General features: G+C 64.9%; 12 protein-coding genes. 8 read left to right on the top strand and 4 right to left on the bottom strand.

What is annotated here, in order from left to right:
* Nucleotides 1-42: 42 nt before the first annotated feature.
* A complete protein-coding gene (locus NUH19_RS00910) occupies nt 43-1,452 on the bottom strand; it encodes a C69 family dipeptidase (protein ID WP_262314678.1) in 1,410 nt (469 codons plus the stop codon).
* A 212-nt stretch (nt 1,453-1,664) separates the two neighbouring features.
* On the opposite strand from NUH19_RS00910, the gene NUH19_RS00905 reads away from it, so the two are divergent.
* The 6 genes from NUH19_RS00905 to NUH19_RS00880 all read left to right on the top strand — a co-directional run bounded on the left by NUH19_RS00905 (nt 1,665) and on the right by NUH19_RS00880 (nt 6,805).
* Nucleotides 1,665-2,567 carry a YitT family protein gene (locus NUH19_RS00905; RefSeq protein ID WP_262314677.1) on the top strand — a complete coding sequence of 301 codons (903 nt, stop codon included), beginning with the start codon at nt 1,665-1,667 and terminating at the stop codon, nt 2,565-2,567.
* A gap of 592 nt (nt 2,568-3,159) precedes the next feature.
* Nucleotides 3,160-3,369 carry a 2-hydroxymuconate tautomerase gene (locus NUH19_RS00900; RefSeq protein ID WP_262314676.1) on the top strand — a complete coding sequence of 70 codons (210 nt, stop codon included), beginning with the start codon at nt 3,160-3,162 and terminating at the stop codon, nt 3,367-3,369.
* A gap of 8 nt (nt 3,370-3,377) precedes the next feature.
* Nucleotides 3,378-3,722 carry a metal-sulfur cluster assembly factor gene (locus tag NUH19_RS00895; protein ID WP_262314675.1) on the top strand — a complete coding sequence of 115 codons (345 nt, stop codon included), beginning with the start codon at nt 3,378-3,380 and terminating at the stop codon, nt 3,720-3,722.
* Nucleotides 3,723-3,771: 49 nt separating this feature from the next.
* Nucleotides 3,772-4,503 (top strand): SAM-dependent methyltransferase, encoded by a 732-nt coding sequence (locus tag NUH19_RS00890; protein WP_262314674.1) that lies wholly within the window; start codon nt 3,772-3,774, stop codon nt 4,501-4,503.
* A 15-nt stretch (nt 4,504-4,518) separates the two neighbouring features.
* Nucleotides 4,519-5,481 carry a hypothetical protein gene (locus NUH19_RS00885; RefSeq protein WP_262314673.1) on the top strand — a complete coding sequence of 321 codons (963 nt, stop codon included), beginning with the start codon at nt 4,519-4,521 and terminating at the stop codon, nt 5,479-5,481.
* Nucleotides 5,468-6,805 carry an RsmB/NOP family class I SAM-dependent RNA methyltransferase gene (locus NUH19_RS00880; RefSeq protein ID WP_262314672.1) on the top strand — a complete coding sequence of 446 codons (1,338 nt, stop codon included), beginning with the start codon at nt 5,468-5,470 and terminating at the stop codon, nt 6,803-6,805. The genes NUH19_RS00885 and NUH19_RS00880 overlap by 14 nt, the downstream gene beginning before the upstream one ends.
* Nucleotides 6,806-6,854: 49 nt before the next feature.
* Here the strand turns inward: NUH19_RS00880 and fni are convergent, their stop codons facing one another.
* Genes fni through mvk form a run of 3 tightly spaced genes read right to left on the bottom strand, consistent with a single transcriptional unit; the run spans nt 6,855 to nt 9,791 of the window.
* Entirely contained in the window at nt 6,855-7,886 is a 1,032-nt protein-coding gene (gene fni / locus NUH19_RS00875; RefSeq protein ID WP_262314671.1) for a type 2 isopentenyl-diphosphate Delta-isomerase, read from the bottom strand.
* A gap of 1 nt (nt 7,887) precedes the next feature.
* Nucleotides 7,888-8,844, bottom strand: a complete 957-nt coding sequence (gene mvaD, locus NUH19_RS00870; RefSeq protein ID WP_262314670.1) for a diphosphomevalonate decarboxylase — start codon at nt 8,842-8,844, stop codon at nt 7,888-7,890.
* Complete coding sequence (gene mvk, locus NUH19_RS00865; protein WP_262314669.1) at nt 8,841-9,791, bottom strand: mevalonate kinase; 951 nt, start codon at nt 9,789-9,791, stop codon at nt 8,841-8,843. Before mvk ends, mvaD begins: the two co-directional genes overlap by 4 nt.
* A gap of 134 nt (nt 9,792-9,925) precedes the next feature.
* On the opposite strand from mvk, the gene NUH19_RS00860 reads away from it, so the two are divergent.
* Together NUH19_RS00860 and addA are read left to right on the top strand one after the other, a co-directional pair.
* Entirely contained in the window at nt 9,926-13,432 is a 3,507-nt protein-coding gene (locus tag NUH19_RS00860) for a PD-(D/E)XK nuclease family protein (protein WP_262314668.1), read from the top strand.
* Nucleotides 13,416-17,072 carry a helicase-exonuclease AddAB subunit AddA gene (addA, locus tag NUH19_RS00855; protein WP_262314667.1) on the top strand — a complete coding sequence of 1,219 codons (3,657 nt, stop codon included), beginning with the start codon at nt 13,416-13,418 and terminating at the stop codon, nt 17,070-17,072. The genes NUH19_RS00860 and addA overlap by 17 nt, the downstream gene beginning before the upstream one ends.
* Nucleotides 17,073-17,097 lie beyond the last annotated feature (25 nt).

The raw sequence follows: 17,097 nt of genomic DNA, 5'->3' as shown, positions 1-17,097 counted from the left end.
ATTCAAAAGGCCGGTGCGAAGTCGCACCGGCCTTTTGAGTGGCTAGAGGTTGGGGTCGGTGGTGAAGTTCAACGGGCTGAGGTCCGTCGACCGCTCCAGCAGCCGCATGGTGAAGGCCTGCCAGGCCGTTTTGCTGATGGCGGCGCTGGCCGCGGTGGCCTGGGTCGCAAGCGTCGCCAAGGCGTCCTTGTCGCAGCCAACACTGGCCGCGTCGGTGGCGGCGATGTTGGCCAACAACTTGGCGTGGGTGGCCTGTTGGACGTTGTTCAAGTCATTGGCGAAGTACTTGAAGTGGGCGTCCATCAACACGCCGGCGAGCTTGTACTGCCAGTAGGCCGAATCGAGGCTAGCCGGCAGGGCCCCGCGCTGGTAGTCGGCCGGGGTGGTCGTGGTGCCGGCGAAAAACGGCACGAACTGACTTTGCGCGGCGACGCCCATCGCCGTCCAGTGAAGGTCGGCGATTTCGTAAGGCAGGTCCGGCCGCAGCTGCAGCACATGGGCCTCTTGCGTCCGGGCGAGGCTGATGGGGCGGAAGCGACGGTTGTGGGCGGCGCTTCTGTCGGCCGGGTCGAACTCGGTTTCCTCAAAGTGGGCGCTCAAAACGGCAAAGGCGTCGTCGACGAACAGCGGGTTGTCCGGCTGCAGGCAAAACGGCAGGTTGTCGTCCAGCGGCGTCGCCTCGCGTGACGGGCTGAGCCGGCGCTGGCCGTCCCAGACCCGGGCGGTGTTGTAGGTGTGATCGAACGGCCCGGTGGTGCCGAAAATGTGGCGGAAGTTGAAACTGGTGCCGCGTTCCCACAGGTGGTGTTCGGCGGCAAAGTCGAACAGGCCGGCGTCGTACAGGAAGTCCGGCGAATCCGGCAAGACGCGCTGAATCGCCAGCTGGTTGGCGACCACGGCGTAGCAGTCGTCGGGAATGCGCTGGGCGACCCAGTGGTGGCCGCTGCCGATTTCCATGTACCAGGCTTCATCGTGGTCGGCGAACAAGACGCCGTTGGCCTCACCGGTGCCGTGCTGGCTGACGATTTTGCCCAGGCGCAACACGCCTTCCTTGGCGGCGTGGATATAAGGCAGCACCACGGTCACCATCGCTTCTTCGATGATACCGGCGGCCACAAAGGGGTCGTGGGCCAGGACGCGCGGGTTGGCATAGGCGCTTTCCGTGGCGCTCATCGCCACGCCGGCCGCGTTGATGCCGGCCTCTTCAAACAGGCCGTACTGGTCGGTCCATTCCGGGGTCGCGGTGTACTTCAGGGCGCGAGTCGGCAGCGGCAGCGTGAAGCCGTTGTCCTTGGATGTGAACGTGCGGGGGGCGTCGTCGGTTCGCGCCGGGTGGACCACCACGTGCTTGGGCCAGGCCGCCTTGCTGTCCTCGTTGCGACCGATCATCACGCTGCCATCGGCGCTTGCGCCTTTGCCGATCAGAATGCTGGTACATGAACTGCGTGTCATGCAGATTCCTCCTTCAGTGTCGACCGGGTGTCCACGTTTTGTAGACACTCGGTCGGGGTCTGCCCTTATTGTAGCAAAAAGTTCCAAAGAAGGCTGTTAATTCCGCAACCCAGCGTGTATCCTAGGGGAGTTGGCGCATTTTCCGCTTGCGGCCAGACTATAAATCATAAATATTTGTCTATGAATCATAGACATAAAAGGAGTAATTCGCAATGGCGACACTTACCCGTTACGATGATCACGACACGCTGCGCCGGTTGGGGGTCGCGGTGGTTTCCGCGCTGCTGACGGCCATCGCCTTGAACTTCTTTCTCACCCCGGCACGGGTCTTTCAGGCCGGGGCCACCGGGGTTGCCCAGCTGATTTCAATTTTCCTGCAGGCCATCGGGGTGACCCACCACGACGTCACCGGCTGGTTCAACCTGCTTTTGAATCTGCCCTTGGCCTACCTCGGCTGGCGCAAGCTCGGGCGGGGCTTCACCGCCTTCAGCTTCTTGAACACCGTGATGATCTCGGTACTGGCGATTCTGCTGCCGGTGCATGCGTTGTCAACCAACCCCTTGATGAACGCGATTTTTGGCGGGGTGCTGACCGGCGCCGGCGTCGGCATCGCGCTGCGGTTCGGCTTTTCCACCGGCGGTCTGGACATCTTGTCGATGTACTTGGCCAAAACCACGCGCCGCACGGTCGGGGCCTTGCTGTTCACCATCAACTTCGCGATTGTGCTGGTCGCCGGCTTTGGCGTCCAGTGGGAAAGCGCCTTGTACACGATCATCTCGATTTACTGCATGACGCGGGTGGTCGACGCGATTCACACCTCCAACCAGAAAATCACGGCGATGATTGTGACGGAAAAGCAGGACGCGGTGGTCGCCGCCGTTCGGGCCCGGCTGATTCGCGGCATCACGGTGATGCCAAGCCGCGGCGGGTTTTTGGGGCGGCCGAACACCACCTTGATGATTGTGATCACGCGCTACGAGCTGTACGACCTCACGCAGGCGACGCTTGAGGCCGACCACGCCGCCTTCATCGATATCTTGAACACCGTCGACGTGGTCGGGGAGTTTTTGACCTCCGAGCAGCAAGACGCCAAGCGCAAGGCCGCGCTGAAGTAGCCCGGGCCGCGGGAAACCGCGGCCTTTTGCTTACCTGACGGCCGGCGAGGCAACTTGCTTGACGGCAAATTGGTCCAGTGTTAAGCTACATGCGAATGATTGTTCTTGTGCGGGGAGGCGGCCAAGGCCTTGGTTGCCGTAGTATCCACTGCGCGGGACTGCGCCAGCGGCTCGCACCAAGGCAACAGCCCCCACCCATGCCAAGCCGCAGTGTATTGCCACACGGCTTTGAGCTCGAGAGTTTTAGTGCAACCCCGGAATCAAGCGAGGGGAAACCAGGGACCCGGATTCGCACCACCCCACCGGCTGCAGGCCGGCCACCGCCACTCCCAGACGAGTTAGCCGCGCGGATGACCGGAACCGGTGGGCGCAATTGCACCACCACGGTCAGTAGAAGCCAGGAACGTAACCGAATCAGGCCAAGGCCACCGGAACCTGCGTCTCCGGTGGCTTCGGCGCGGCCGCCGCAACAATCGGGTCGCGGCGGTTTTGTCTGGCGGGTGCCAGTTGCGCCGATCGCGGTCGACCCTCGGCAAGTTTGCGGTAGTCATCCCCGGTTGAATGTGTGATAATAGAACCGTTATTAGCCTGCGTGGCGAACGAAAGGAAGACGACTATGCCTTTAGTACACATTGATCTGATTGCCGGCCGCAGCCCCGAGCAGCTGCGCCAGATGGTGGCCGACGTGACCACGGCGATTGCCAAGAACACCGGGGCCCCTAAGGAACACATCCACATTGTGCTCAACGAAATGGCGAAGGAACACTACGCAGTCGGCGGCGTGTTGAAGTCAGACGAGTAGGAGGGCCCATGGCAGAAGACACACAGACCCCGGAGGAAGCGGCCTACTTCGCCGACATGAAACAAAAAATCGTGGCGGCGCTTGAGTTGGTCATCGACCCCGAGCTTGGCATCGACATCATCAACCTCGGGCTGATTTACGGCGTCGACCTGGACGAGAATGGTCACTGCGACATCGAGATGACGCTGACCACGATGGGCTGCCCCTTGACGGACATCCTGGACGATAGCATTCACCACGCGCTTTTGGCCATCGATGGCATCGAGTCGGTTGACATTCACCTGGTGTGGTACCCGGCGTGGAGTCCGGACCGGATGACGCGCTACGCCAAAATGGCGCTGGGTATTCACTGATCAAGACCGCCGCTGGCGGCCTTTTTGCTGAGACCGAATGGGAGGCCCTATGGATTACTGGCAACACGTGACACAACTGGCGGCGACCTGTGACCAAAAGGCGCTGCAGGCGCAAGTCACCGCGATGCGCGACTGGCGCCGGGCGGTCCAGGCCCAGCGGCTGCCGCAGACCGCGCTGCCGCCGCTGGGCCTTGATCCCCTGACCTGGCTGGGGGAGCCCGAGGGCGTCGCGCGACGGCTGCAGGCATTCGATCACCTGGCCCGGCACTTTCGCCAGTACATCGCCTATCACTTCGGCATGTGGGCGTTCGTGCAGCGCGACTTTTTTGCCAGCTGGCAGGCGGCCTTTGGACCGATGCGCTACCTGGAGGTTGCGGCCGGCAACGGCTACGTCTCGCGTGGGCTGCAAGAGGTTGGCAACCAGGTAATCACCACGGACCCGCTGGCCTGGGTGAGCCACAACGTGACGGGTCAAACGCCGCTGGTGCCGCTGCAGCAAGCCGGGGCCAGCGCGGCCCTGTGGCGCTACGGCGACCAAGTCGACGCGGTGGTGATGGCGTGGTCGCCGGACAACGAGTGGAGCGACGCCAGCTTCCTGCTGACGCTGCGCCGGTCGTTTCCCCAGCTGCGCCTGTTTGTGATTGGCGAGCGGCGCGGCGCGACCAACAGCACGCTGTTTTGGCAGCTCGCGCAGTTCGTGCCGGACCGTCGGCTGCTGACCGTCAACCGCGCGCTGCCGCGGTTTGACGCGATCAACGAGCGGTTGTACCTGATGCGCTAGCCCAAAGGAGAAACTATGAAGCGATTCGTGATCATTGACCTGTTGTGGATCGGCCTGATTGTGCTGGCCGGCTGGACCTGGTCTTTGCACGACCAATCCGAATACGCTGACCGGCTGGACCACTACGGCCTGTCGGAGAACGCCTTGGTGGGGCACTCGGCCAAAACCACGACCGTGACCACGGCCGCCAAGCAGCTTGCGGCCGCCAACTTGGCCGACCTGCAGGTGCAGTTTCGCGTCAGTGCCAACCGCCGGCTGCTGTACGCCAACGGCGATTACGGCAGCCTGCCGCTTAGCTCGGGCCAGTGGTTCTCGGACGCCGATTTGCGCTCGGCACTGCCAGTGGTGGTGGTTGGCCAGGCCGTCAAGCCGCTGTACACAGGCAGCAGCCAGCAGTACCTCAAGGGCCAAGCCGGCTTCGTCCCGGTGCTTGGGGTGGTCGCGACCCGCGGTGCCAGTCCGCTCAACCGCGTGATTTTTCAAAACGCCAGCGGCCAGGCGACGCCGGCGGTCCGCTTGAGTCAAACCACCATTTACGTCGACGGCAAGCACCTGGCCGCCCAACGCGCCGCGCTGGGCAAGCTGCTGGGGGTGAGCTGGCACGCCTACACCTACGACACCACCGGCAACCGCTCCTGGTGGGCCGAGGTCGGCCTGACGATCCTGCGCAGCGTTGGCCTGGTGGCCGGTGCGGTGGTGCTGGCCGCCTTGGCCGCTCGACTGATGCACGTGGGGCTGCCGCAAGGACTGGACGCCACCATGCGCCAGCGCTACGCTCGCAGCCTCTTCACCCGGGCGCTTGGCCACAGCGCGATTGCCGCCGCCGCCGGGGTGGCGGGGTCGTGGTGGTGGTTTTACCTGACAGACAAGACTCGGATGCTGGGTTTTGCCGTGGCGCTTTGGGCCGTTGGGGCCCTTGCGCTGTGGTTTTGGACCCGGCACCAAGCACGAAAGGACGACGTAGATGACATTGCCTGAAGGCTTTGCAGCCAAGTACACGACACTTTTGGGGGCCAGCGCCCCGGCCTTTTTGGCAACATTCGCGCAACCGGTGCAGCACGGCTTCCGCGAAAACCCGCTGCGGCCCAAGGCGGCGCTTGAGGTCACCGGTCCCGCGATTCCCTGGAGTACCTGGGGGCATTACGGCAAGGTGGCGGGCCACGGCATCGACCACGTGGCCGGGTACGTCTACAGCCAGGAGCCAAGCGCCCAGTTCGTCGGCACCACGGTAGCGCCGCAACCGGGTGAGCGGGTGCTCGACTTGTGTGCGGCCCCAGGCGGCAAAACCACGCACCTGGCCAGCTTCATGCAAAACCAAGGCGTCCTGATTGCCAACGAGATTAACACGGGCCGCGCCAGGGTTTTGGCCTCCAACGTCGAGCGCTTCGGCCTGCAAAACGCCGTGGTCACCAACAATGACCCCGCGACCTTGGCCCAGGCGCTGCCGGGTTACTTCGACCGCATTCTAGTCGACGCCCCGTGCTCCGGGGAGGGGATGTTTCGCAAGGATCCCGACGCGATGCAGTACTGGCAGCCCGCTTACCCGGCGACCTGCGCGGCGCGGCAAAAGGAGATTCTGACCCAGGCCGACGCCATGCTGCGGCCGGGTGGTACCCTGGTTTACTCGACCTGTACCTTCGCCCCCGAAGAAGACGAGCAGATTGCGGCCTGGGCCGTCGCCACGCTGGGCTGGGCGCTTGAACCGATTGCCAAACCCGCCGGCATCGCCGATGGTCGCCCGGAATGGGCTAACGGCGATCCCAACCTGAAAAAAACCGCGCGGCTGTGGCCGCAGCGGTTGGCCGGCGAGGGGCATTTCGTGGCGAAATTCCGCAAGCCCGAGGGCGACGCGGGCCGCCCGGTCGGTCCGGCCCAACCGGGTCGGCTGAGTTCGGTCGACAAGGCGAGCTGGCAGGCGTTCGAACAGGCGAGCCTGACGACGCCTTTGGCCGATCGGCTGCTTTGGCCCTGGCGCGACCAGCTTTACGCGCTGCCGCTTGACGCGCCGGACCTGGCGCGGCTGCGCGTGATTCGCCCCGGGCTTCAGCTTGGCACCTTCAAGAAGAACCGCTTTGAGGCCAGCCACAGCCTGGCCACGGCGCTTGCGCCGCAGGCCTTTCGGTGCGTGGTGCCGGTCAGCGCCGCCGAATACGCCAGCTACTGCCACGGCGAGACGCTGGCGCGGCCTGGCCTGAGCGGCAAGCTGACGGTGCTTTTGACCCTGGACGACAAGGCCTTTGCCATCGGCAAGCTGGTCAACGGCACCATCAAAAACGCATTCCCCAAGGGGCTGCGCTTTTAACCCGCCAAAATGGCCCTCCCACAATCATCGTGGGAGGGCCATTTTGGCGTCACGGCAGCGGCAACTGGCGCTGTCTGGCGTAGCTTTCAAGCGTGGGGCTGAGGACCACCGGCACCCGGTTCAGGGCCTGCAGGTCGCTTGCCCCAAGCATCGCCAGCAGCGCCGGCAGCTGGGCCTGCCAGCTGCGCAGCCGGGCGATGGTCGCGGCCTGGCCGTCTTGAATCAGCCAGTGGAGGATTAGGCCGCTGATGCCCACGACGCTGGCGCCGAGGCGCAGGGCCTTGACGACGTCCAGCGGGGTGCGAATCCCACCGGTCGCAATCACCGCCATGCTGCTGCCCTGGGCCTCCAGCAGCGACTCCACGGTGGTCTGCCCAAAGTCCGTGAGGTAGGCGAGGTCGCGGTCGGGGCGCCTGGCGTTTTCGATGGTGACGAAGTTGGTGCCGCCCCGGCCGCCGAGGTCGACGACCTGAACGCCGATTCCGGCCAGCGCCGCCAGGGCCTCGCGGGTCATGCCAAAGCCGACCTCCTTGACCACCACTGGCACCGCGGCGCCTTCGACGAGGCGCTTTAGGTTGGCCAACCAGTGAAAGTCGCGGTCGCCTTCCGGCATGACCACTTCCTGGACGGTGTTCAGGTGAATCTCAATCGCATCGGCACCGACGGCGGCGACGGCCGCTTGAACCGCGGCCAAATCCGCTGTGGCCCCTAGGTTCGCCATGATGAAGGCGGTGGGGGCCTGCTCCCGCAGCACGGCGAAGGTGTCGACGAGGTCAGGTTCGCGCAGCGCCACGGACTGGGAGCCGCTGGCGATGGCCAGGTCACAGGCCTGTGCCACGGCGGCCAGCTGAGCGTTCAGCGCCTTGGTCTGAGTGGAGCCGCCGGTCATCGCGTTGATAAAAAACGGCCAGCGCCAGTTGAACAGGGCAGGCCGACACGAGACGTGTTCGACCGCCGTTTCGGGCAGCGGGTTGTGCAACAGCCGCACCTGATCGAAGCCGGCGGCGGCCGCCGGTGCGAAGTATTTTTCCGCCAAGAAGACGTGTTCGTCCTTGCGGTGTGATTGAACCGACTGGGTCATGTTAATCCTCCAAAACGGTGGCGGCCGGCCCCGGGCGGGTGGTCAACAGCCGCCCGGCAAACTGCGGGGTTAAGGCGGCGACCACGGCCGGGACGTGAGCGGCGAGCGTCAGCACCTTGACGTTGGGTCCGGCATCCATGGTGGCGTAGGCGGCAACGCCGGCCGCTCGCAGCTGCTGCACGGTCTGCCAGGCCGCCAAGGTTTCGGGCTGAAAGTAGGTGAACGCCGGGTCGCCGGCCATGATGGCGGCATGCATCTGCATCGCGCTTTGCTCGGTCAGCTCGCCGATGCGTTCAAAGTCGCTGGCGGCGAGTGCCTGAAGCATCCGCTCGCAAGCCTGCTGATTGTGTTCAACCCAGGCGGGGTAGTAGGGGCTGGTCGCCACGGTATTGGCCATCAGGCTGCGCGAGGCCTTGGCCTTGGCCTTGGCGGAGACCAGCACCACCACCATCGCCAGGTCCAGTTTGGGGGCAGGTAGCGCTTCGGCGAAGCTTGTGGCGTCATCGAAGCCGCGGTGCCAAATCGCCAGGCCGCCGAACAGGGAGCGGCTGGCCGACCCCGAACCGCGCCGCGCCAGCCGCGACAGCTCCCGCGGCGCCAGGCGCAGCCCGGCCGCGCGGCTGGCGGCCAGGGCCAAGGCGGCGTAGGCCGAGGCCGAGCTGGCCAGCCCGGCGGCCGTCGGCACGTGGTTGACCGAGCTGACGCTGGCGAACTGGTGGCGACCGGCCAGGTCACGCACTAAGTCGAGAAAAGGGGTGACCTTGGTGGTCGGCAGGATTGTCCCGTCCAGTGTGAAGCGGTCCTCACCAAGCGTTGGGTCGAAGGTCACGCGGGTGTCGGTGTAAAAGTCGGCCAGCGTCAGCGAGATGCTGCTGGTGTAAGGCAGGATTAGCCGGGCGTCTTTTTTGCCCCAGTACTTGATCAAGGCGATGTTGGTGTGGGCGCGAGCCAGTGTCATGCGGGTTCCTCGCTTTCGGCAAAATCGTGGCGCCAAGTCTGGGTCGCCCCGGTGGCCTGCAAGGCGGCCTCAATCCGCGCGGCGGCGGCCGGGGTGTCGGCCAGGGCAATCATGCAGCCGCCTTGGCCCGAGCCGGTCAGCTTGGCCCCCAGGGCCCCGGCGCCCTTGGCCGCTTGAATCAGGCGGTCCAACGCGGGGGCGCTGACGCCCAGCGCGGCCAGCTCACCTTGGGCGGTGTCAAGCGCCGCCCCAAGGCTTGGCAGGTCCGACTGGGCCAGCCCCAAGGCGGCCCGGCGAACCGCGGCGCCGATGGCGGAGAGATGCGCCGAACACTGGGCCGGCTGGGCCTTGCGCAGCGCCGCGACGGCGGCCACGGCGCGTTTGGTCTGGCCGAGCAGCCCGGTGTCGGCAATCACCAGGCTGCCAGCGGCCGGAAAGGCGATCGGCGTCGGCGCCTGACCCCGCACGAACCACTGCGGCACGACGGCGCTGGTGGTCGCCGCATCCAGGCCGCTAGGGTTGCCGTGGATCGCCTTTTCGGACACGGCGGCCCACTGCAAAAGCGTTGGTCGGGCCAAAGGCGTCGCAAAGGCCGCGTAAAACGCCCGGATGATGGCGGTGGCGGTGGCGGCGCTGGACCCCATGCCGCGCTCGGCCGGCAGCTGGCTTTGAATGGTCAGCTCAAACCCCTGGTTGGTCGCCTCAAAATGGGCCAAAAGCGCCGTGACCAGGGCCGCGATGCCGGCAAAGTCGGTGGCGGTCGAATCGCTCAAAGCCCCGGTGAAGTAGCTGGTGTGAATCAGCTGAGCGGCGTCATTGCGCGGCGTCAGCGAGGCGGTCAGGCGGATGGTCGGCACCGGCAAGGCGATGGCCGGCTGGCCGTACACGACGGCGTGTTCGCCGATCAGAATGATTTTGGCAAAACTGGTTCCTGTTGCAGAATTCAAGCGAATCGCTCCTTGCGCCGGCGGGACCGGCAGATTAACTTCTTATAATGATACCGCAAAGGCCCGGGTTCAACTAGGCACGTATGGTAAACTTAAGGCATTGTCAAATTCGACCCAGCAAGGAGTGAGTGACGATGGGGCTTCAGTTCATTCTCGGTACGGCGGCGCAGGATCACCACCGCGCGATCATCGCGGCCATCAAGGCCACCCGGGCCAAGGACCCGGCGGCCCACATTTTTTATTTGGTGCCCAACCACGTGAAGTTCGAGGCGGAGGTGGGGCTTTTGCAGGGACTGCGCGGCGACCGGGACGTGACCACCTACGCGCAGTTTGCCGTGCAGACCTTCTCAATTTCGCGCCTGGCGTGGTACTTTCTCAAAAACGACCCGGTCTATCAGCAGCCCCGCCTCGATGCGGCGGCCAACACCATGCTGGTCGCCCGGCTGTTGAGCGAGCACCAAAGCGAGCTGCGCGTGTATCCTGGTGAGGCCAAAAAGCCTGGCTTCATCGCGCAGCTGGCCAAGCAGCTCAGCGAGCTGACCCTGGGCCGCGTCACGGCGGCCGCCTTGGCCGACGCGATCCAAGGCCTCAGTCCGACCAGCCGCCAGGGGCGCAAGTTCGCCGACCTGGTGGTGCTGCTGGCCGCTTACGAGGCGGCTATCGGTCCTTACGTCACCACGCCGAGCCTGGTGACGGCCCTGACGCAGGCGCTTTCGCAGCGCGACTTGTCCCACACTTACTTTTTCCTCGAGCACTTCAATGACCTGTCGGCCACCGAGCGTGATCTGGTCAAAACGCTGGTGAGTTGCGCCCAAGAGGTGACCGTGGCCCTGGTTCTCGACCACGGGGTGTCAGAGGTGCCGGCGCCGCCTTACCTTTTCTTGCCGGCGGCGCGGCTTTACCGCGCCTTGGTCGACGCCGCTTTCGCCGCCAACCAGCCGGTGCGGCTGGACCGCCAGGCGCCGCCGCGTCAGCTTTCACCGGCCATGGCGGCGGTGGCCCAGTTTTGGGAAGACGACACCAACCTGGTGCCGCTGCCCAGTCCCGCCGCGCAGCCCAAGCCGGTGCCTGGGGTGACTTTGGCCGTGGCCAGCTCGCCGTTCGTCGAGCTACGAGCCGTCGCCACGCGCATCAACCAGCTGGTTCACCAAGGCAGCCGCTACCAGGACATGCTGGTGATCGCCCGGCACCTGGACCCGTACAAGGACCTGATCGCGCCGGTGTTTGAAAGCCTTGACGTGCCGGTGTTCGTGGACGTCGAACACCCGATGCAAGACCACCCGCTGATGACCCTGCTCGACAGCTTGTTTGCCGTGTGGCAGCACCACTTCCAGTACCAAGACATCATGCGGCTGCTTAGAACCGAGCTGCTGTTGCCAACCGGCGTGACCGTGGCCGACTTTCGGGCGGCGCTTGACGTCTGCGACAACCACCTGCTGCGAACCGGCATCGCCGGCAAGCTGTGGCTTTCAGACACCCCGTGGCTTTACTTTCAGCGCTACGCCGACCAGGACCGCACCGACAACGACCCGGTCAAAACTGCGCAGATCAACCTGATCAAGGATCTGGTGGCCAAGCAGGTCGCGCCGCTGTTCACGGCGCTTGCCGCCTGCACCGACGGGCGAGCGGCAGCCGCCAGCTTGTACGACTGGCTGATCCAAAGCGGGGTGCAGCACCGGCTGGCGGACTGGCGCCAGGCGGCCATTGACGCCGGCGACATCAGCGCCTCGACGGCCGGCGAGCAGGCCTGGGCCACCTTTGTCGGGCTGCTGGACGATTACGTCGCGCTGCTCGGCGATGCGGCCTTTGACCGCGACCAGTTCATCGCGCTCTTGACCGCCGGCATCACCGGGGCGACGTTCACTCAGATTCCCTCGACGCTCGATCAGGTCGTGGTGTCCGAAACCGCCTTGGCCCGGCAGGCGACCTTTGCGCATGTGTTCGTCATCGGCGCCACCAGCGGCGTGATGCCGGACACGCCGACGGACGCCGGGGTGCTGACGGCCGGCGACCGCGCGGTGCTTCAGGAGCGGCTGCCGGACGGCGCCTTTTTGCCGCAAACCGGGGCCGACACCACGCTGGGCGATCCGTTCGTCAACTACCTGGGCATGATGGCCGGGGCCGAGACGCTGACGGTCAGCTATCCCACTTACGCGGAGGACCAAAACCAGGCGTCGCCGTACCTCACGGCGATGCGTGCAAGGCTGGGCCTTTCGCTTGCATTTTGGAGCACGGTGACGCCGCAGACCGCAGTGGCTGAAGTGGCCGGCACCCCGCGGAGTTTGCTGACCGACTTCATCACCGTCGCCCGGCTGGCCCGTGACCAAAAAATCGCCGTGGCCCCAGGCTGGCAGGCGGTGTACGCCGCGCTGCGTCAAGACCCCAAGCTCGGCGCCTTGACCGCCCGGCTGGCGACCAGCATCGACTACCGCAACGCGGTGGGGACGCTTGACCCGCAGCTGGCCCAAAAACTCTACGGCGATCACCTGAAGCTGTCGGTGTCGCGGCTCGAGTCATTCTACCGCAATCCGTACGAGTACTTCCTGGCTTACGGGCTGAAGCTGGCCAAGCGGCCCGAGTTCGAGCTGACGCCGGCGGATTTGGGGACGCTGTACCACGATGTGATGGCGACCCTGGTGGCCGACTGGGAAGGGGCCGTGCCGGAAAACCCCAGCCTCGCCGAGATTGAAAAGGCGGTGGCGGCGCGGCTGCGTGACGATGTCACCACCATGCCGCAGTACCAAATTCTGCTGAGCTCAACGGCGATGCAGGCGGTTCAGGGCCGCATCGCGCGGATGCTGGTCGGGATGCTCAGCGCCGTCGCCGGTCAACTGAACCGCTCGGCGTTTCGCCCCCGGGCTACGGAGCTGAGCTTTGGGGCCCTCGACGCCCGAGCGGCCAGCCTGCCGCCCTTGGTGCTGCCGGTGACCACCGGTGGCACGATCAGCGTTCGCGGCAAGATCGACCGGCTGGACGAGGTCGCAGTTGACGGTCAGGATTACTTCCTGGTGGTCGATTACAAGTCCTCCGATCACGACTTTGACCCGCAAAAGGCCTTTTACGGCGTGTCGCTGCAGCTGTTGACCTACATCGACGCCTACCAAAGCGGTAGCAAGACGCAGGCGGCGCCGGCCGGTGGGGTATACATGATGTTCAAGCGGCCCAAGCTCGATTACCTGCCGGGCCAAGACGCCAGTGCCGCGCGGTTCAAAAAGCATCGCATGGCAGGGCTTTTGGTCCTGCCGGAGGATCAGGCTTCGGCCGTCAAGCTCGCGGTGGCGCTGGATCAAGACCTCGCGCATGGCGGCAAATCGGCCGTGGTGCCGATCGGTGTGACCGGCAAGCAGGCGATCGACGGCAGCTACAAGAAGTGGCTGACGCCGGCGGGACTCGCCGCGTTTTTGGCGCACAACCGCCGCATGATTCAGGCGGCGGCGGCCAAGATTCTGACCGGGACCATCGACCTGGCACCGATTCAATTCGACCAAGAAAGCACGGTGATCACCAACAGCGATTACCAGGCGATCATGCTGTTCGACCCGGCCACCGGCGTGGATTCGTACCACCACGTCGCGCGGCTGAGCCTGGGTGAGGTCTTAGCGCTTTTAGCAAAGGAGGACAACGATGGGATTCACGACTGATCAACTGGCGGCCATTCGCCTGCAAGGCAGCGACCTGCTGGTGTCGGCCAGCGCCGGCTCGGGCAAAACCGCCGTGCTGGTGCGGCGCATCGTCGAAATGGTGGTGGCCGGTGCCGATGTGACCCGGATGCTGATTGTGACCTTCACCAACGCGGCGACCGCGGAGATGAAACTCAAGATTCAGCAGGCCCTGAAGGCGGAGCTGACGGCACCAAGCGACCCGCTGACGGCAGCCCAGCGCCAGCACGTGGCCAACCAGGTCGCCAAGATGAACGCCGCGTCGATCATGACCCTCGACGCCTTTTCGCTGCAGGTGGTGCGGCAGTACTACTACGTGATCGACTTGGCGCCGGGCTTCCGCCAGCTAACGGATGACACCGAGGACCTGATGATTCAAAGCGCGGTGTGGGCCGATCTGCAGGAGACGCTTTACACCGGCCCGGACCAGGCGGCCTACGCCGATCTCGTGGACAACTTCACCAATTCACCGACCGGCACCGAGCTGCAAGACATCGTGGCCAACCTGGTGACCTTCGCCATGACCACCCCCGACCCCGCGGCCTGGCTGGCTAAGCTGCCGGCCGCCTACGACGAAGCCGGCACGGACCGCGCCGTGAGCCAGTGGATGTGGCCTGACACCGCAGCCCGGCTGGTCGCGGCGGCCGGGGAGCTCGAGGGGCTGCGCCGGCAAGTCGACCTGCCCGGCGGCGAGTTGGCGGCTTATGCGGGCAACCTGGCCGACACGCTCGATGTGTTGACCAACGCGATTGCCGAAGCACCTAGCAGCTACGCGGCGGCCCAGGCAGTGCTGGCCGGCATCAGCTGGCCCAAGTGGCCGACCGTTCGCAAGCTGACGCCGGACATGAAGGCCCTTAAAGACCAGGCCAAAAAAGACCGTGACCGGATCAAAAAGGCGGTCGAGGGCCTGAGTGCGGCCTATCTCATCACCCCGGCCGACCTGGCCCAGGCGCTGCCCAAGGCCCGAGCCATGGTGCAGCTTTTGAGTACCGTGGCCAGCCGGTACATGGGCGCCTTGGCCGCGGAAAAGGCGCGGCGGCAGGTGATGGGCTTTGCCGATGTCGCGCAGGCCGCCTTGCAGATTCTGACCGCCAAGGATCCGCAGACCGGTCAAACCGTGGCGGCCAGCTACCAGGCCGACTTTGATGCGGTGCTGGTCGACGAGTACCAAGACATCAACCAGCTGCAAGAGGCGCTGTTGGCGGCGGTCAGCCGCCAAAACCCGGGCAACCGGTTCATGGTCGGGGATGTCAAGCAGAGCATTTACGGCTTTCGGCTGGCCGACCCCACGCTGTTTTTGAGCAAGTACCACGACTTTGAAAGCGCCGTAGCCCCGGCCACGCCGGGCGTGGGGCGGCGCATCGACTTGACCAAGAACTTTCGCTCCAGCCAAAACGTGCTGGCCTTCACCAACCTGGTGTTCAGCCAGATCATGGACCGTCAGGTGGGGGCCATGGACTACGATAAGCCGGCGCAACTGGTTTTGGGCGATCCGGACAAGTACCGCGACTTTGCGCCGACCACCGAATTCTTGATTCATGAGACCCAGGCGGAGACCGCCGGTGACGATGACGACACCGAAGACGCGGCCGCATTGGACCGCGATCAGGCCGAGGCCCAAATGGTGGTCGCCCACATTCAGCAGATGGTACAAGACCCAAGCTACCAGCTGTACGACGCCGAGACCCACCAAACGCGCCGCATTCGCTACCAGGACATCACGCTTTTGGCCCGAGCCAGCAAGCAAAACGTCACGCTGCAAAGCGTGTTCGCCGCGGCCAACGTGCCGATTGTCATCGGCAACGCCAAGAATTATTTTAAGACCACCGAGCTGATGGTGATGCTGTCGCTTTTGCGGGTGATCGATAACCCGCTGCAGGAGATTCCGCTGGTGGCCGTGCTGCGGTCGCCTTTGGTTGGGCTCTCCGCCGACGCCTTGGCGCTGATTCGCCTGGCTCAGCCGCACGCAACCTTTGACGCGGCCCTGTTGACCTTCACCCAGCAAGCAGGCGGCACGGCCTTTGCCGCGGCGACCCGGCGCAAGTGCCAGGCCTTTTTGGCAGACCTTGAGGAGTACCGCGACTTTGCCCGGGAACACGCCTTGGTCGAGCTGATTTGGCACCTGTACGACCGCACCGGCTACCTGGATTTCGTCGGCGGCCTGCCCGGTGGCACCCAGCGCCAGGCCAACCTGCAGGCGTTGGCGTCTCGCGCCGCCAGCTACGAACAAGGCGGCTTCAAGGGCCTGTTTGCCTTCATCCACTTCATCGAGCTGATGCAAAAAAAGGCCAAGGACCTGGCCACGCCGGTCACGCTGGAGCCCGACGTCGACGCGGTGCGGTTGATGACCATTCACGCCAGCAAGGGGCTGCAGTTTCCGGTGGTGTTTTTGCTCAACACCGGCAAGCGAATGAACCAGCAGGACCTTCAGCAGGCGGTGATTGCCACCAAGGACGGGTTGGGTGTCAAGTGGCTGGATCCCGCCACCCGCGAAACCTATGTGCTGCCGCAGTTTGCGGCGGCCAAGGCGGCCAAGGCCGCCGATCTTCGCGCCGAGGAGATGCGCCTGCTTTACGTTGCCTTGACCCGTGCCGAGCAGCGGTTGGTGATCATCGGCTCCACGCCGGATCAGGCCAAGCTCAAGGAGCGCTGGGCCAAGTACGAAAGCGATTCGGCGCTGCTGCTGCCGGCGGGGCAACGGGCGGGGGCGCATTCCTACCTGGACTGGCTGGGGATGGCGATTGCCCGAACGCAATCGGTCTCGGACCATCCGCTGGCGGCCCTGGCGCCGTTCGAGACCCCGATCGATGTGCGGTTCATCAGCAAGGTTGAGCCGCCGCTTCAAGCGCCGACCGCCAAGCCGGCGCCGGCCGCCGCGGCCGCAACGCCTGGGACCTTGGCCGACTGGTTGGCCTTTACCTACCCGCACGAGCTAGCGACGCAGACCACGAGCTTTCAGACGGTGTCCGAAATCAAGCAGGCCTACGCCGATCCCACCCAGCAAGAGCTGTTGCAGGCCGCGGCGCAAACCGACGGTAACCGCTTTGTCGGCGAGTTTGCCAGTCCGAAGTTTCTGACCGCCACGCAGGCGGCCAGCGCCACGGCCATCGGCACCGCCACCCACCTGGTGCTGCAGCTGACGGATCTGAGCCAGGCCCAAGACGCGGCTCACCTGAGCGCCCTGATTGACCGGCTGGTGCAGGAAGGCAGCCTGGAGGCAGCGGTGGCCGAAAAAATTGCCGTGGCGCGGCTGGTCGCGTTTTTTGAGGGCGGTTTGGGCCAAGCCATCATTCAACACCGTCAGACCTTGCACCGCGAGGCGGCGTTCTCGCTGCTGCGGCCGGCCAACACGCTGTTTGCCGACATGCCCAACGAAACCGCCGACATCCTGGTCCACGGGATTATCGACGGCTACTACGCAAGCGGCGACGGCCTCACGCTGTTCGATTATAAAACGGACCACGTGACCCCAGACCTCACGCCGCTGATTGCGCGGTACCGCAGCCAGCTGGCGATGTACGCCGCGGCGTTGACCGCGGCCACGGGTCAGCCCGTAGTTCATCAGTACCTGGTGGCCCTGGCCACCGGGGCGGTGGTCGACCTGGCCGCGCAACCAGAGTAGAATGGAAGCAGACTTGAGAAAATTG

It is taken from the genome of Lacticaseibacillus parakribbianus (genome assembly GCF_025490915.1).
Lineage (GTDB): Bacteria > Bacillota > Bacilli > Lactobacillales > Lactobacillaceae > Lacticaseibacillus > Lacticaseibacillus parakribbianus.
Note: the sequence above shows the minus strand (reverse complement) of the source record. Positions and strands in the feature narration are given on the sequence as shown.

Excerpts from the sequence above, each read along its gene's own strand:
- NUH19_RS00910 (WP_262314678.1), bottom strand. The coding sequence starts at position 1,452 with ATGACACGCAGTTCATGTACCAGCATTCTGATCGGCAAAGGCGCAAGC.
- NUH19_RS00880 (WP_262314672.1), top strand. The coding sequence starts at position 5,468 with ATGACATTGCCTGAAGGCTTTGCAGCCAAGTACACGACACTTTTGGGG.
- NUH19_RS00885 (WP_262314673.1), top strand. The coding sequence starts at position 4,519 with ATGAAGCGATTCGTGATCATTGACCTGTTGTGGATCGGCCTGATTGTG.
- addA (WP_262314667.1), top strand. The coding sequence starts at position 13,416 with ATGGGATTCACGACTGATCAACTGGCGGCCATTCGCCTGCAAGGCAGC.
- NUH19_RS00905 (WP_262314677.1), top strand. The coding sequence starts at position 1,665 with ATGGCGACACTTACCCGTTACGATGATCACGACACGCTGCGCCGGTTG.
- fni (WP_262314671.1), bottom strand. The coding sequence starts at position 7,886 with ATGACCCAGTCGGTTCAATCACACCGCAAGGACGAACACGTCTTCTTG.
- NUH19_RS00860 (WP_262314668.1), top strand. The coding sequence starts at position 9,926 with ATGGGGCTTCAGTTCATTCTCGGTACGGCGGCGCAGGATCACCACCGC.
- NUH19_RS00890 (WP_262314674.1), top strand. The coding sequence starts at position 3,772 with ATGGATTACTGGCAACACGTGACACAACTGGCGGCGACCTGTGACCAA.
- NUH19_RS00895 (WP_262314675.1), top strand. The coding sequence starts at position 3,378 with ATGGCAGAAGACACACAGACCCCGGAGGAAGCGGCCTACTTCGCCGAC.
- mvaD (WP_262314670.1), bottom strand. The coding sequence starts at position 8,844 with ATGACACTGGCTCGCGCCCACACCAACATCGCCTTGATCAAGTACTGG.